The organism is Stenotrophomonas sp. As-7, assembly GCF_030291015.1.
GTDB classification, from domain to species: domain Bacteria; phylum Pseudomonadota; class Gammaproteobacteria; order Xanthomonadales; family Xanthomonadaceae; genus Stenotrophomonas; species Stenotrophomonas lactitubi.
In genome coordinates this window covers 3,278,415-3,293,722 of record NZ_CP127405.1, presented here as the reverse complement: position 1 = coordinate 3,293,722, position 15,308 = coordinate 3,278,415, and the positions used below count along the sequence as shown (strand labels likewise).

Below are 15,308 nucleotides of genomic sequence, written 5' to 3'. Positions count from 1 at the left end.
ATGATGACCACCTCGCCGCTGCTGCCACTGACCGCCGCTGACCTGCCACCGCTCGCTCCCGAGCTGGTGCTGATCGGCAGCGCCTTCGCCCTGATGATCCTCGACCTGTTCGTCAGTGAACGGAACAAGATCGTCACCCACCTGTTCTCGGTCGCCGCACTGGCCGTAGTGCTGTTCATGCTGGCCACCGGCGTGGGCGGGCAGGGGGAGGTCTTCCATGGCATGTTCGTGCGCGATACCGCCGCGGACGTGATGAAGACCGGGATCGTGCTGCTCAGCGGCCTGACCCTGATCTATGGCTGGGGCTACCTGCGCGAGCGCAAGCTGTTCCAGGGTGAAATCCCGGTGCTGATCCTGTTCGGTACCGCCGGCATGATGATCCTGGTCTCCGCCGGCAGCCTGCTGATGGTGTACCTGGGCCTGGAACTGCTGGCCCTGTGCTCCTACGCGCTGGTCGCCAGCAACCGCGAAAGCGGCCTGGCCTCGGAAGCGGCGATGAAATACATCGTCCTCGGCTCGCTGGCTTCGGGCCTGCTGCTGTACGGCATGTCGCTGATCTACGGCGCTACCGGCAGCCTGCACTTGGATGCCATCCAGGCCGCCATCCCGCACTCGGAAGAGCGCGTGCTGCTGATCACCGGCGCGGTATTCATGATTGCCGGTGTTGCCTTCAAGCTGGGTGCCGCACCGTTCCACATGTGGCTGCCGGACGTGTACCAGGGTGCTCCGGCACCGATCGCGCTGTTCATCAGCTCGGCACCGAAGCTGGCCGCCTTCGGCATGGCCTATCGCCTGCTCGAAATGGGCGTGGGCCCGCTGTCGACCGAACTGCAGCTGATGATTGCCGGCCTTGCCGCGTTGTCGCTGGTGATCGGCAACCTGATGGCCATCGCGCAGAGCAACCTCAAGCGCATGCTGGCGTTCTCCACCGTGTCGCACATCGGCTTCCTGCTGATGGGCATCGCCGGTGGCGGTTCGCAGGGCTATGCGGCGGCGCTGTTCTACGCCCTGGCCTACGCGATCATGTCGACTGCGGCCTTCGGCGCGATCATCGCGCTGTCGCGTGCTGGCTTCGAGGCCGAGAACATCGAGGACTTCAAGGGCCTGAACGCCCGCAACCCGTGGATGGCCGGCCTGGTGCTGTGCATCATGGCGTCGCTGGCAGGCATCCCGCCGTTCCTCGGTTTCTGGACCAAGCTGGCCGTGCTCGGCGCCGCCGTCAACGGTGGCCTGCTGTGGCTGGCGATCCTGGGCGTGCTGTGTGCCGTGGTCGGGTGCTTCTACTACCTGCGCGTCATCAAGGTCATGTACTTCGATGAGCCGGTGGGTGAGGCCATGCCGCGCAGCAAGGACCGTGTGCTGGGCGTGGTGCTGGGCGTGAACGCACTGGCATTGCTGGCGCTGGGCCTGGCCTGGAACCCGATCATGGTCTGGTGCCAGCAGGCATTTGCGCATCTTGCATAAAAGTTGACACAAAGCTGCGCGATTCGTGTAATATACGCAGCTTGAGTTGTCACTGCAGCGGTTCAGCCAGAACATCGTTGCGGAGCGCCTCCCTCGCCAGAGTGGAGGCAGCGGTTCAAACACTTCCGGTGCGGGGTGGAGCAGTCTGGCAGCTCGTCGGGCTCATAACCCGAAGGTCGCAGGTTCAAATCCTGCCCCCGCTACCAACACATCGAATCGGCGCCAACCAGTTCGATGAATGAGGAAAAGCTTGCAGGTTTTGAAGTCATCCCTCATAATTCCGCTTCTGATGCGGGGTGGAGCAGTCTGGCAGCTCGTCGGGCTCATAACCCGAAGGTCGCAGGTTCAAATCCTGCCCCCGCTACCAAGTAAAGAATGCGCCTTCGAAGTTCTGCTTCGAAGGCGTTTTTCTTTGGCGCTTCCGCTGATCCACCGGGCATGGCCCGGCGCTGCCATCGCGCGGTCATCCGGTAGCGCCGGGCCATGCCCGGCGAGCGCAGCGGAGGGTTTCAGCACGGCCGCAGCCTTGCACCAGAGCGGTGCAGGGGCTATCATCAGCGGCCTAGAAGTACCCCTGACGGCGGCGCTCCCCATCGGAGATCCACCCGGAAGGAGGGCCGCAACACGCTTGTTCAGCGCGTTGCAACCGGAATCCAGTCACCGGAGTCTTTCCGGAAAAGGGGCCCAGCGGGCCCTTCGTCGTTTTCGGGGCGTCATGTTTCCATGCTGGCCACGGCCGGCACCCAACCAAGAGATCAAGGCAGGCTGTGAGCGACAAGGCAACCGACATCGCGAATCTGCTCGCCCCGACCGTTGTGTCGCTGGGCCTGGAGCTGCTGGGCGTTGAGTATCTGCCGGCCCCCGGCGGTGCGACCCTTCGCCTTTACATCGACGTGCCGCTGGCGGAACAGCCCGAGCGCATCATCAATGTGGACGACTGTGAGCGGGTAAGCCGCGAAGTCTCTGCACAGATGGACGTCGAGGACCCGATCAGCGGCAATTACACGCTGGAAGTGTCCTCGCCGGGCGTGGATCGCCCGCTGTTCAACCTGGAGCAGTTCGGTCGTCACCTCGGCGAATCGGCCAAGGTCACCCTGAAGCTGCCGCAGGAAAACCGCCGTCGCCTGCAGGGTCGCATCGACGCGATCGACGAGGCGCAGGGCAGCATCACCTTCATCGTCGACAACACCGCACTGGTGGTGTCGGCCGACAACATCGACAAGGCGCGGATCATGCCTGACTGGGTGGCGCTGGGGCTGGCCCCGAGCAAGCCGACCGGTCCGGCACCGAAGCGTCCGAAGCCGAACAAGAATTCTTCTTCCAACGAGCCGGCGGCAAAGAAGCCGCGCGCGGAGTGAGCCAATGAGCAAGGAACTGTTGCTGGTAGTGGACGCGGTCGCCAACGAGAAGGGCGTGCCGCGTGAAGTAATCTTCGATGCCATCGAGGCCGCCCTGGCCTCGGCAGCGAAGAAGCGCTATCCCGACGAGGAAGTGCTGACCCGCGTGGTCATCGACCACAAGGATGGCAACTACGAAACCTACCGCCGCTGGGAAGTGGTGGCCGATGACGTGGTGATGGAATCGCCGGATCGCCAGATCCGCCTGATGGACGCGATCGACGAAGCCGAAGGCGTGGACGTCGGCGATTACATCGAAGAGCAGATCGAGAACCCCGACTTCGGTCGCATCGCCGCCCAGGCCGCCAAGCAGGTGATCGTGCAGCGCGTGCGCGAAGCCGAGCGCCAGCAGGTTGTCGATGCGTGGGCCGACCGTGTGGGCGAACTGATCACCGGTGTGGTCAAGCGCGCCGAGCGCGGCAACATCTATGTCGACCTTGGCGGCAACGCTGAAGGTTTCATTCCGAAGGACAAGGGCATTCCGCGTGATGTCCTGCGTGCCGGCGACCGCGTCCGCGGGTACCTGGCCGAAGTGCGTTCGGAGCCGCGTGGCCCGCAGCTGTTCATCAGCCGCGCCGCGCCGGAATTCATGATCGAGCTGTTCAAGCTGGAAGTGCCGGAAGTCGGCCAGGGCCTGGTGGAAATCAAGGCCTGTGCCCGCGATCCGGGCGACCGCGCCAAGATCGCCGTGCTCGCCCACGACCAGCGCACCGATCCGATCGGCGCCTGCATCGGCATGCGTGGTTCGCGCGTGCAGGCCGTGTCCAACGAGCTCAATGGCGAGCGCGTGGACATCGTCCTGTGGAACGAGAACCCGGCCAACTTCGTCATCAATGCGATGGCGCCGGCCGAAGTGCAGTCGATCATCGTCGATGAAGACAAGCATTCGATGGACCTGGCCGTTGCTGAAGACCGCCTGGCCCAGGCGATCGGCAAGGGCGGCCAGAACGTGCGCCTGGCCAGCCGCCTGACCGGCTGGCAGCTCAACGTGATGACCCAGGACCAGGTGACCGCCAAGTCGGAAGCCGAGCAGGCTTCGGCCCGCCAGCTGTTCATGGATAAGCTGGAAGTGGACGAGGAAATCGCTGGCATCCTGGTCAGCGAAGGCTTCGGCACGGTCGAGGAAATTGCATACGTACCGGTCGGCGAACTGCTGGCCGTGGAAGGTTTCGACGAAGACATCGTCGAAGAGCTGCGCGCACGTGCCCGCGATGCGCTGCTCAATGAGGCCCTGGCAGTCGAGGAAGGCCTGGAGGACGGCCAGCCGGCACAGGACCTGCTGTCCCTGAAGGGCATGGACGAAGCCACCGCATATGCGTTGGCCGGCCACGGCGTGCGTACCAGCGAGGACTTGTCCGACCTGGCCGCCGACGAGGTCATGGACTTCGGCATTGAAGGGCTGGACCAGGAGCGCGCCGCGGCGCTGATCCTGGCCGCGCGTGCCGAGGAAATCGCCCGACTGGAACGCGGCGAATGAGCCGGCAATGAACAGGGCCCTGAGCCGATCAGGGCGTAGAATCCGCGCCACCTCCAGATGCGGGGGGGCGCCCACAAGATCATAGGATCCGAATGTCGCAGCAAACCACCATCCGCAAGCTTGCTGAACTGGTCAATACACCGGTCGAAAAACTGCTGGAACAGCTGGCTGGTGCCGGCATGAAGTTCAGCGGTCCCGACCAGGTCGTGACCAGTTCCGAGAAAGTGAAGCTCCTGGGCTTCCTTCGTCGCTCGCACGGCAAGCCCGAGCAGGCCCCGGAAGAGACTGATCAATCTGCCAAGAAGATCACCCTCAACCGTCGCAAGCAACAGGAAGTGACGGTCAGTTCCGGTCGCAGCAAGACAACCGTGAACGTGGAAGTGCGCCAGAAGCGCACCTACGTCAAGGATGGTGCGCGTGCGATGACCCCGGACGAAGAGCGTGCCGACATCCTGCGCAAGCTGGAAGAGTCGCGCGCACGCAACCTTGCCGAGCAGCAGGCCCTGGCCGAGAAGGACCGCCTGCGTGACGAGGCCATCGTTCGTGCACGCGAGGAAGAGGTCGCTGCCAAGGAGCGTGCCGAGGCCGAGAAGAAGGCGGCCGAGGAAGCTGCGGTTGCCGCCAAGGCTGCCGAGGCCCTGGCTGCCAGCAAGCCCAAGGTGCGTGCTCCGATCGACGAAACCGCGCCGCGCCCGCCGCGCGCTCCGGCCGCAGCCCCGGCTGCTCCGCGTAGTGCAGCGCCGCCGCGCAGCGACGACCGCAACAACCGCAACGCGCCGCGCAACGAGCGTGGACCGGGTGACCGCTTTGCCGGTCAGATGCACCTGTCCGCTGCCGATCGTGCACGCCGTGGCAACAGCAACAACAGCAACAGCCGTGGTCGCCCGGGCAGCCGTCCGACGTCCGGCCGTCGCGACATGTCGCGCGGCGGTGGCAACTCCGGCCCGCACGCCTTCGAGCGCCCGACCGCACCGGTCGTGCGTGAAGTGGCGATCGGTGACACCATCACCGTGGCCGACCTGGCGCAGAAGCTCGCGCTGAAGGGCGGCGAGGTGGTGAAGGCGCTGTTCAAGATGGGCGTGATGGCCACCATCACCCAGTCCATCGACCACGACACCGCGGCACTGGTCACCGAAGAGCTGGGCCACAAGGCGATCCGCGCCAGCGACAACGACGCCGAAGACGCGCTGTTGGCATCGGCGGGTGAGAACAAGGGCGAGGCTGTGCAACGTCCGCCGGTGGTCACCATCATGGGCCACGTCGACCACGGCAAGACCTCGCTGCTTGATTACATCCGTCGCACCAAGGTCGCCACCGGCGAAGCCGGCGGCATCACCCAGCACATCGGTGCGTACCACGTTGAAACGCCGAAGGGCGTCATCAGCTTCCTGGATACCCCGGGCCACGCCGCGTTCACCTCGATGCGTGCCCGCGGTGCCAAGCTGACCGACATCGTGGTACTGGTCGTGGCTGCCGATGACGGCGTCATGCCGCAGACCAAGGAAGCGATCCAGCACGCCCGTTCGGCGGGTGTGCCGCTGATCGTGGCGATCAACAAGATCGACAAGTCCGGCGCCGACCCGATGCGGGTCAAGAACGAGCTGCTCTCCGAGCAGGTCGTGGCCGAAGACTTCGGTGGCGACACCCAGATGGTGGAGATCTCGGCCAAGACCGGCCTGGGCATCGACGATCTGCTGGAAGCTGTTTCGGTCCAGGCTGAGCTGCTGGAACTGAAGGCGGTCGACGAGGGTCGTGCCAACGGCGTGGTCATCGAATCGTCGCTGGACAAGGGCCGTGGCCCGATCGCGACGGTGCTGGTGCAGCAGGGCCGCCTGAAGAAGGGCGATTACCTGGTGTGCGGTATCCAGTACGGCCGCGTGCGTGCGCTGTTCGACGAAACCGGCAAGCAGCCGGAGTTCGCGGGTCCGTCCATCCCGGTGCAGGTCCTGGGCCTGTCCGGCGTGCCGGAAGCCGGTGACGACTTCGTCGTCGTCGACGACGAGCGTCTGGCCAAGGACGTTGCCCAGCAGCGTGAGACCAAGCGCCGTGAATCGCGCCTGGTCGCCACCGCTGGCAGCCGCATGGAAGACATCATGGCGACCCTGGGCAAGGGCGAGGGCCAGCAGGTCCTCAACCTGGTCATCAAGGCCGACGTGCAGGGTTCGGTGCAGGCGTTGAGCCAGGCCCTGGTGGCGCTGTCCAACGACGACATCCGCATCAACGTGATCCACTCCGGCGTGGGCGGCATCACCGAGTCGGACGCCAATTCGGCTGCCGCTTCGAAGGCCACCGTCATCGGCTTCAACGTGCGTGCGGATGCTTCGGCCCGTCGCATCATCGAATCCAACGGCGTGGACCTGCGTTACTTCTCGATCATCTATGACGTGATCGATCAGGTGAAGCAGGTGGCCTCCGGTCTGCTGGGCGTGGAGATCCGCGAAGAGATCATCGGTATCGCCGAGGTCCGCGACGTCTTCCGCAGCTCCAAGCTGGGTGCGGTCGCCGGCAGCATGGTCATCGAGGGTGTGGTCAAGCGCAACAAGCCGATCCGCGTCCTGCGCGACAGCGTGGTGATCTTCGAAGGCGAACTGGAATCGCTGCGCCGCTTCAAGGAAAACGTCGAGGAAGTCCGCAACGGTACCGAGTGTGGTATCGCGGTGAAGGCCTACAACGACGTCAAGCCGGGTGACCAGATCGAGTGCTTCGAGCGTATCGAAGTGCCGCGCACCCTGTAATGCTGCAACGGACCGGCCCTCACGGGCCGGTCTCGTTTCATCCCGTAAACTGTAGTGCCTGACCTCGGTCGGGCCACAATCGAATCAAGAGCCTGCCGCGTGCCCAAGACTTTCCACCGAACCGACCGTGTATCCGCCCAGCTGCGCCGTGAACTCGGCACCCTGGTGCACAACGCCGTGCGCGAGCACGGGTTGCCCTCGGTGAGCGTGTCCGACGTGGAAATCACCCGCGACATGGCCCACGCCAAGGTGTTCGTCACCGCGCTGATGCCGGAACGTTCGGTTGAAGCCATGAAGGGCCTGAAGGAACTGGCCTGGGGCCTGCGCATGGAGCTGGCGCGCGCGATGAAGCTGCGGCATGTGCCGGAGCTGCATTTCCATTACGACGACTCGGTCGATCGTGGCGAGCGCATCGACAACCTGCTGCGCGACCTGCCCGATACCGTGGCCGCCGAAAAGCGTCGCGAAGGCGACGAAGAATAACCGCGCGACGCCGGGCATGCCCGGCGTTGTTGCATTCCGGCTGCGCGATGTCTGATGCAGACCGCGCTGCGCGCTCGCTGGGCATGGCCCGGCGCTACCCGTACCTGTCATGACCCGAATTCAGTTCCGCCGCCTGGATGGCATCCTGCTGCTCGACAAGCCGACCGGCATGAGCTCCAACGCCGCGCTGCAGGTCGCCCGTCGCCTGTTCCGTGCGGAAAAGGGCGGCCACACCGGCAGCCTTGACCCGCTGGCCACCGGCCTGTTGCCGCTGTGCTTCGGCGAGGCCACCAAGATCGCCGGCCTGCTGCTGGGCTCGGCCAAGGCCTACGACGCCGAGATCGTGCTGGGCCAGACCACCGATACCGACGACGCCGAGGGCCAGGTGCTGCTCGAGCGGCCGGTGCCTGCGATCAGTCCCGAGACCCTGCAGGCGGCGATCGCGCCGCTGCTGGGCGACATCCTGCAGCGTGCGCCGATCTATTCCGCGCTCAAGCAGGGCGGGGAACCGCTTTATGTGAAGGCCCGCCGAGGCGACGCCATCGAGGCGCCCGAGCGCCAGGTCAAGGTCCATGCCATCGAGATACTGGAGCAGCAGCCCGAGCGGCTGCGGCTGCGGGTCACCTGCGGCTCGGGCACCTATATCCGCAGTCTGGCCCGTGACCTGGGTGAAACGCTGGGCTGCGGGGCGCACATCAGTGCCCTGCGTCGCTTGTGGGTGGAGCCGTTCCACGAACCGGCGATGGTCACCCTGGAGCAGCTGAGGGCCCTGGTGGAAGCGCAGGACGAGACCGCCATGGACGCGCTGCTGCTGCCGCTGGCAGCCGGTCTGTCCGAGTATCCCCGGGTCGACCTGGACGCCGAGCAGACCCAGCGTTTCTGCGTGGGCCAGCGCCAGCGCGACCCTTTCTGGCCGCGCGGCCTGGTGGCCGTGTTCGGTCCCGGATCGGCGGCGCAGGGCCTGGGCCAGGTCGACGATAGCGGTCTGCTGGCCCCGCAGCGCCGCTTCAACCTCTGAACGGGGAGGCCCGGTTCAGCCCCGGACCTTGTTCCAAAGCCCCCTGGCCGTTACAATTCCGCGGCCGTTTTACGGCAGCCTGCCGAAGGCGGGTTTCATCCATTTGTTGGTTCACGGCGAGCCAGGCGGTGCGCGAAAGCGCGTTCCTGCCGGCCACGCATCACAGAGAAAAAAGACATGTCGATCGACACCCAGAAGGTCATTGAAGACAACAAGCGCAGCTCGGCTGACACCGGCTCCCCGGAAGTCCAGGTTGCACTGCTGACCGCCCGCATCGAACTGCTGACCGGCCACTTCAAGACCCACAAGAAAGATCACCACAGCCGCCGCGGTCTGCTGCAGATGGTCAACCGCCGCCGCAGCCTGCTCGACTACCTGAAGAAGAAGGACGTCGAGCGTTACAAGGCCCTGATCGAGAAGCTTGGCCTGCGTCGCTAAGCAACGAATCCCCCGCGGCGCAGCGATGCGCCGCGGTTTTGTTTTGTAGCACCGCAATACCTTTTTCAGACCGGAACGACCGGTCATCCGTTGGCGGCAAGGGTCGCCCCCGGTCCATTCGCAGACAGCATCCCCAAGGACACCCCCGTGGCAAAAATCACCAAAACCTTCCAGTACGGCAAGCACACCGTCACGCTTGAGACCGGCGAAATCGCCCGCCAGGCCGGTGGCGCCGTCATCGTCAAGTTCGACGATACCGTGCTGCTGGTCTCCGCCGTTGCCGCCAAGAGCGCGCGTGAGGGCCAGGACTTCTTCCCCCTGACCTGTGACTACCAGGAGAAGTTCTACGCCGGTGGCCGTATCCCGGGTGGCTTCTTCAAGCGCGAAGGCCGCGCGACCGAGAAGGAAACCCTGATCTCGCGTCTGATCGATCGTCCGATCCGTCCGCTGTTCCCGGAAGACTACAAGAACGAAGTCCAGATCATCGCCACGGTGATGTCGCTGAACCCGGACATCGACGGTGACATCCCGGCGCTGATCGGTGCCTCGGCTGCGCTGTCGCTGGCCGGCACCCCGTTCAAGGGTCCGATCGCCGCTGCCAAGGTCGGTTACAAGAACGGTGAGTACATCCTCAATCCGACCGTGACCGAACTGAAGGATTCGGAGCTGGAGCTGGTCGTTGCCGGTACCGCCAACGCTGTGCTGATGGTGGAATCCGAAGCCGCGCTGCTGTCCGAAGACGTGATGCTGGGCGCCGTGACCTTCGGTCACCGCGAAATGCAGAAGGTCATCAACGCGATCAACGAGCTGACCGTGGAAGCCGGCACCAAGCCGTCGACCTGGGTCGCCCCGGCCAAGAACGACGTGCTGATCAGCGCCCTGCAGGAAGCCATCGGCCCGCGTCTGGGCGAAGCCTTCCAGGTGCGCGACAAGCTGCAGCGCCGCGACGCCATCTCGGCGATCAAGAAAGACGTGGTCGAGTCGCTGGCTGGCCGCGTGGCCGCTGAAGGCTGGAACCCGGCCGAGCTGTCGAAGGAATTCGGCGAGCTGGAATACAGCACCATGCGCAACTCGGTGCTGGACACCAAGGTCCGCATCGACGGCCGTGCGCTGGACACCGTCCGCCCGATCGCAGTGAAGACCGGCATCCTGCCGCGTACCCACGGTTCCTCGCTGTTCACCCGCGGCGAAACGCAGGCCATCGTGACCATCACCCTGGGCACCGCCCGTGATGGCCAGGTCATCGATGCCGTCTCCGGTGAGTACAAAGAGAACTTCCTGTTCCATTACAACTTCCCCCCCTACTCGGTGGGTGAGACCGGCCGCATGATGGGCCCGAAGCGTCGCGAGATCGGCCACGGCCGTCTGGCCAAGCGCGGCGTGCTGGCAGTGATGCCGTCGCTGGAATCCTTCCCGTACACCATCCGCGTCGTGTCGGAAATCACCGAGTCGAACGGTTCCTCGTCGATGGCCTCGGTCTGCGGCTCGTCGCTGGCCCTGATGGACGCCGGCGTGCCGGTGAAGGCACCGGTTGCCGGTATCGCCATGGGTCTGGTCAAGGAAGGCGATCGCTTCGTCGTCCTGTCCGACATCCTGGGTGACGAAGATCACCTGGGCGACATGGACTTCAAGGTTGCCGGTACCGCTGAGGGCATTTCCGCCCTGCAGATGGACATCAAGATCGAAGGCATCACCGAAGAGATCATGAAGCAGGCTCTGCAGCAGGCCAAGGCTGGCCGTCTGCACATCCTGGGCGAAATGGCCCATGGCCTGACCGCTCCGCGCGAAGAGCTGTCGGACTACGCGCCGCGTCTGCTGACCATCAAGATCCACCCGGACAAGATCCGCGAAGTGATCGGCAAGGGTGGTTCGACCATCCAGGCCATCACCAAGGAAACCGGCACCCAGATCGACATCCAGGATGACGGCACCATCGTCATCGCGTCGGTCAATGCCATCGCTGCGCAGGCTGCCAAGGCCCGCATCGAGCAGATCACCTCGGACGTCGAGCCGGGCCGCATCTACGAAGGCAAGGTCGCCAAGATCATGGACTTCGGTGCGTTCGTCACCATCCTGCCGGGCAAGGACGGCCTGGTGCACGTGTCGCAGATCTCCAGCGACCGCGTCGAGAAGGTCGGCGACGTGCTGAAGGAAGGCGATGTGGTCAAGGTCAAGGTGCTGGAAGTCGACAAGCAGGGCCGTATCCGCCTGTCGATGAAGGCCGTCGAGGAAGGCGAAGGCGCCACCGCCGAGTAATCGACGGTGGGTGCCAACCTTGGTTGGCACGCCTCGATTCCGGTAGGTGTCAACCTTGGTTGACACGCCGAAATGAAAAAGCGGGCTTCGGCCCGCTTTTTCTTTGCCTGTCGTCCCGCAGGCCGCACCGGCCGCTATGCTTCGCGCATGGACAGCCTGCGTCTGCTCGACCTTGAAATCGATTGCCCTGCACAGCGGGTCACCCGCGCAGGTGTGGCGTTGCCGCTCCATGGCCTGAGCTGGCGCCTGTTCAAAGTGCTGCTGGAGCGTGGTACCGACATCGTCGATTTCGACACCTTGGCCGAACAGGTCTGGGCACCAGCGGTCGTCGGCGAAGATGCGATCAGCCAGCGGGTGAAGCTGCTGCGCAAGGCGCTGGGCGACGACAGCCGCCGCCCGCGCTATATCCGCTCGGTACGTGGGCGTGGCTATCAGCTGTGCGCTGCGCCGGTCGTGCTGGAGCGGACCTCGCCGCCAGCTGCACGCCGCAAGTGGCCTTGGCTGGCCGGCGGTGCCGCCGTCGTTGCCGTACTGGCCACTGTTCTACTGTGGCCCGCTACGCCATCGCCGCCGGCCGCACAGGCCTTGCTGCAGCGCGCCGAGTACTACGCCAGCATCGGCCAGGCCGGCAACAACGAGCGTGCCATTGCCCTGTACCGGCAGGCACTGCAGGTGGATCCCGAATCCAGCAGCGCACGACGCGGGCTGTCACGTGCCTTGTCCGCGCAGGGCTGCCTGTTCAATGGCTCGACTGTGCAGATGGACGAAGCCCTTGCCCTGGCGGACGCTGAACTCCGTCGCGCTTTCGATGACGGTGCGGCACACGCATTGCGCGGTTATGCCTACGACTGCCTGGGGCAGATGGGTGAGGCCATTGCCGATTACCAGCGCGCCATCCAGCTGGATCCCGCTGATGAGCGCACGCGCGCATCGCTGGCCTATCTTCACCAGGAGCAGGGCCATCTTGTTCTTGCGCTGCGCGACAATCTCGCATTGAAGGCGCCCGAGCGCCTGCGTTTCCGCGACGTGCAGGTGGCACGTGAACTGGAGCTGCTGGGCTTCACCCAAGCGGCGGCACAACGTCACGCGCGGAACTTCCAGCTGTACCCCGACAACGTCTTTGCCAACATCGCCTGGCCGCGCAGCCTGTTTGCAGCCGGTGCATACGGGCCAGCCAGACAGGCGCTGTCCGAAGCGCTGTCGCGCGGCACCCCGCATCCACAACTGCTGCGGCTGCAGGGCGAACTGGCGCTGCAGGCCGGGGATCGCGCCGCCGCCGCCGCTGCCTTCGAGCAGGGGCGCCAACTGCGCCCGCAGCAGTCGTTCGGGCAGACCCTGGCCATGCTGTACGCAGTGCCGGGCCCGCCACCGGAATGGATTGGCAACCGCCTCACGTCGCTGCAGGCACAGGCCGGTGATGGCTGGTCCGATGCTGCTCTGGAGCGGGCCCTGCTGCTGCAGGCGTCAGGCAACACCGCTGCGGCGATGGCGGCGCTGCAGCAGGCGGTCAATGATGGCTTCCGCGATGCGGCGTGGCTGCGCGCCACGCCGCTGTTCGCGCCCTTGCACAACACTTCGGAATGGATGCCACTGCTGGCGCGCATCGATGCCGACATCGCGCGCCAACGCAGCCGGGTACTGGCTGCCGACTGGCGTCCCGCCGATCTCTCGGGCCTCAGCGCAGCGCCGGCAACAGGAACTCGGTGAGAATCCGTCGCGACTGTGGGTGGGCCAGGCTGCGGTTGTAGGCCTGGCTGGTAACCACGGCCACGGCGCGATGCTGCGGCAGCACGAAGACATAGTTGCCACCATTGCCGGACATTGCCCACACCGTCTGTGGTTTGCCGTCGACCACCAGTTTCAATCCCCACCATTGATAGCCGTAGTCACTGCCATCGCCGGCCTGTGCCTGCGGTTGGATCATGGCGGCGATGTAGCCGCGCGGCAGAAGTTGTCGGCCCTGCCAGCGGCCGCCATCGAGTACCAGTTGGCCCAGCCTGGCCAGATCGCGGCTGCGGTAGCGGGTGCCGCCGCCGCCCATGCCGATGCCCTCGGGTGAACGGTTCCAGTGGCTTGCGGTGATTCCCAGCGGTCGCTCCAGCACGCGTGCGGCGTAGTCTGCCAGCGGCTGGCCGGTCGCCTTTTCCAGCACCGCGCCGAGCACGAAGGAATTGGCGGTGCAGTAAGCGAAAGCGCGCCCGTGCGGGCTGTCCGCCGGGCGCTGCATCCACGGTGCAAATCCTTTGACCGGCAACCCCAGGGTGAAATCGAGCCAGCGTTCGGTCACGTACATGCGCTCTTCGTTGCCTGCCGAGAACGCATTCTCGTCATCACACTCCCACAGGGAACTCATGGTCAGCAGGTCTTCCACGGTGGTCTGGCGCAGCCGTGGGTCCACCGCATGGAGCGCGGTGTAAGCGGGGAAGTAGTCATAGACGCGCGCGTGTACGCCCGGCAGCTTGCCCTCGCCGATGGCGGCCCCCACCAGCAGGGCGGTCACGCTCTTGCTGGCCGAACGCACGTCGTGCAGGGTCTGCGCATCGGCGCCGTTGAAGTAGCCCTCGTAGACGACCTTGCCATCCACCTGCAGCAGTACGCTGCGGATCTGCTTCAGTTCATCGCTGGCAATGGCGTGTTCCAGTGCCTGCAGGCGCGCAGGGTCGGGTGGGGCGGCAGTGCAGGGCAGGCTGAGAAGAGATGCCAGCAGGCCGGAAATGGCCAGGAGTGAACGCATGATCGGGCTCCATCGAAAGGAGCCCGATTGGGCCAGAGCAGCGGCTGAAGTGCTGGAAATTCCCCTGAAGAATTCTGAAAGCCTTGCGCTGCAAGGCTCGGCGCTACACGGGCTGTTCTTCTTCGTGCCCCAGCCACCACACCTGGCCGGGCTCCGGATCCGGAAGTGGATGCTCGCGCTGTTCAATCGCCTCCAGCACGCGCCCCCTGCCGGCTGCCGTCCATACCGCCATCAACTTCTCCACCGCGGTCCGGCCCTGTGCGGCGATACCGAGGTTGCGTTCGCTTTCCCAGTGATCGTCATCATCACGGGTCTCGTCATCGCCACGGTCGTCATCGTGCTGGTGCGGCGTGCCATAGCTGCAGCGCAGGCACAGGTGACGCACCGACTCGGTCCAGTCCTCGACCAGGCCGATGCCCGGCAAAGTCAGCGCACGCAGCGCGGCAATGTCCTCCGGCCCGTCGCACCGCACGAACACGGCATGGGTTGCCATGTCCGATTGCTGCAGACGCTGCATGGCGTTGAACACCGGTACCTGGCGCTCACCATGGCTGCGATGCCCGGTGGATGCGCCGTCATGCAGCACGATGTCGCCGAAGCGGAACCCGCTCTCAGGCAGCGGTACGTTCTCCACCCGTGCACGCACCGGATCCAATCGGCGCATGTACACGGTCTCGCCGCTGGACCACGGATTCAAGCGGACACAGGCAACGCCGAAATTGCCGTCGATCGGGCCTTCGCCTTCGGGCAGTGTGATGCCGCAACGGGTCCATTGCCGGCGCGCCTCGGCCCAGTCACCGGCGCCGGTGGCGGCAATGCCGGCGTTCCATGCGCTGGCCTCGTCGAATGCATCGCGCAGCTGTTCCGAGCGCAGGTTGTCCTGCAGCGACGCCGGCCAGTCGCGCAGGTACTTGTGCGCCAACCCGCGCATGTAGTGCAGATTGGGCAGTTCGGGTGTGAGTTCGATCAGCTCGCCGAACAGGGCAGTGGCTTCCGCCAGGTCGCCAGCATCGAACGCTACATAGGCACGCGCTTCCATTGCCTGCAGCTTTTCGAGGGTTTCGTCGTCCAGCAGTTTGTCGTCTGCGTCGTGGTCTGCGGTCATGTCCGTGTGCCATTGAAGATCCAGCGCCACCTTAGCTCAGGCAGGTCGTGTGTTGTCCTGCAGCGAAGTGCTTTCGACGTTACGCAGCCACGACCGTGTCAGCTTCCAGTGGCCGGCCACTGTCCGGCGGACGACTTGCACGGACATCCGCACCCTGGGCCGATCTGTTTGCTAACGTGGCTGCGCCTTCGACCCGGGAGT

Annotated in this window: 11 protein-coding genes and 2 tRNA genes; 11 read left to right on the top strand and 2 right to left on the bottom strand. The window is 65.1% G+C overall.

What is annotated here, in order from left to right; genetic code table 11:
* Positions 1–3: 3 nt before the first annotated feature.
* The 11 genes from nuoN to QP457_RS15190 all read left to right on the top strand — a co-directional run bounded on the left by nuoN (position 4) and on the right by QP457_RS15190 (position 12,975).
* Positions 4–1,464, top strand: a complete 1,461-nt coding sequence (gene nuoN, locus QP457_RS15240; protein ID WP_100553092.1) for an NADH-quinone oxidoreductase subunit NuoN — start codon at positions 4–6, stop codon at positions 1,462–1,464.
* A gap of 129 nt (positions 1,465–1,593) precedes the next feature.
* Positions 1,594–1,670 (top strand) — tRNA-Met (locus QP457_RS15235).
* Positions 1,671–1,754: 84 nt separating this feature from the next.
* Positions 1,755–1,831 (top strand) — tRNA-Met (locus QP457_RS15230).
* A 400-nt stretch (positions 1,832–2,231) separates the two neighbouring features.
* Entirely contained in the window at positions 2,232–2,822 is a 591-nt protein-coding gene (rimP, locus tag QP457_RS15225; protein WP_089236292.1) for a ribosome maturation factor RimP, read from the top strand.
* Positions 2,823–2,826: 4 nt separating this feature from the next.
* The gene (gene nusA / locus QP457_RS15220; protein WP_089236291.1) at positions 2,827–4,338 is read left to right on the top strand and encodes a transcription termination factor NusA; all 1,512 of its coding nucleotides are present in this window, start codon (positions 2,827–2,829) and stop codon (positions 4,336–4,338) included.
* A gap of 92 nt (positions 4,339–4,430) precedes the next feature.
* Entirely contained in the window at positions 4,431–7,073 is a 2,643-nt protein-coding gene (infB, locus tag QP457_RS15215) for a translation initiation factor IF-2 (RefSeq protein WP_205404760.1), read from the top strand.
* Positions 7,074–7,172: 99 nt separating this feature from the next.
* A complete protein-coding gene (gene rbfA / locus QP457_RS15210; RefSeq protein ID WP_089236289.1) occupies positions 7,173–7,556 on the top strand; it encodes a 30S ribosome-binding factor RbfA in 384 nt (127 codons plus the stop codon).
* Between the two features lie 109 nt (positions 7,557–7,665).
* Positions 7,666–8,574 carry a tRNA pseudouridine(55) synthase TruB gene (gene truB, locus QP457_RS15205; RefSeq protein ID WP_205404759.1) on the top strand — a complete coding sequence of 303 codons (909 nt, stop codon included), beginning with the start codon at positions 7,666–7,668 and terminating at the stop codon, positions 8,572–8,574.
* Positions 8,575–8,751: 177 nt separating this feature from the next.
* On the top strand, positions 8,752–9,012 hold the full coding sequence (gene rpsO / locus QP457_RS15200) for a 30S ribosomal protein S15 (RefSeq protein WP_005410445.1): 261 nt from the start codon (positions 8,752–8,754) through the stop codon (positions 9,010–9,012).
* A 147-nt stretch (positions 9,013–9,159) separates the two neighbouring features.
* On the top strand, positions 9,160–11,268 hold the full coding sequence (pnp, locus tag QP457_RS15195) for a polyribonucleotide nucleotidyltransferase (protein WP_025876239.1): 2,109 nt from the start codon (positions 9,160–9,162) through the stop codon (positions 11,266–11,268).
* Between the two features lie 147 nt (positions 11,269–11,415).
* Complete coding sequence (locus tag QP457_RS15190) at positions 11,416–12,975, top strand: winged helix-turn-helix transcriptional regulator (RefSeq protein ID WP_205404758.1); 1,560 nt, start codon at positions 11,416–11,418, stop codon at positions 12,973–12,975.
* On the opposite strand, the gene QP457_RS15185 is transcribed toward QP457_RS15190, so the two are convergent.
* Complete coding sequence (locus tag QP457_RS15185; RefSeq protein WP_205404757.1) at positions 12,944–14,002, bottom strand: serine hydrolase; 1,059 nt, start codon at positions 14,000–14,002, stop codon at positions 12,944–12,946. The two genes, QP457_RS15190 and QP457_RS15185, sit on opposite strands and share 32 nt — an antisense overlap.
* A gap of 103 nt (positions 14,003–14,105) precedes the next feature.
* The gene (locus QP457_RS15180; RefSeq protein ID WP_205404756.1) at positions 14,106–15,107 is read right to left on the bottom strand and encodes a hypothetical protein; all 1,002 of its coding nucleotides are present in this window, start codon (positions 15,105–15,107) and stop codon (positions 14,106–14,108) included.
* Positions 15,108–15,308 lie beyond the last annotated feature (201 nt).

Bases quoted from the DNA above. Each gene is read 5' to 3' on its own strand.
- QP457_RS15185 (WP_205404757.1), bottom strand. From the start codon at position 14,002: ATGCGTTCACTCCTGGCCATTTCCGGCCTGCTGGCATCTCTTCTCAGC.
- nusA (WP_089236291.1), top strand. From the start codon at position 2,827: ATGAGCAAGGAACTGTTGCTGGTAGTGGACGCGGTCGCCAACGAGAAG.
- QP457_RS15180 (WP_205404756.1), bottom strand. From the start codon at position 15,107: ATGACCGCAGACCACGACGCAGACGACAAACTGCTGGACGACGAAACC.
- rpsO (WP_005410445.1), top strand. From the start codon at position 8,752: ATGTCGATCGACACCCAGAAGGTCATTGAAGACAACAAGCGCAGCTCG.
- infB (WP_205404760.1), top strand. From the start codon at position 4,431: ATGTCGCAGCAAACCACCATCCGCAAGCTTGCTGAACTGGTCAATACA.
- truB (WP_205404759.1), top strand. From the start codon at position 7,666: ATGACCCGAATTCAGTTCCGCCGCCTGGATGGCATCCTGCTGCTCGAC.
- nuoN (WP_100553092.1), top strand. From the start codon at position 4: ATGACCACCTCGCCGCTGCTGCCACTGACCGCCGCTGACCTGCCACCG.
- QP457_RS15190 (WP_205404758.1), top strand. From the start codon at position 11,416: ATGGACAGCCTGCGTCTGCTCGACCTTGAAATCGATTGCCCTGCACAG.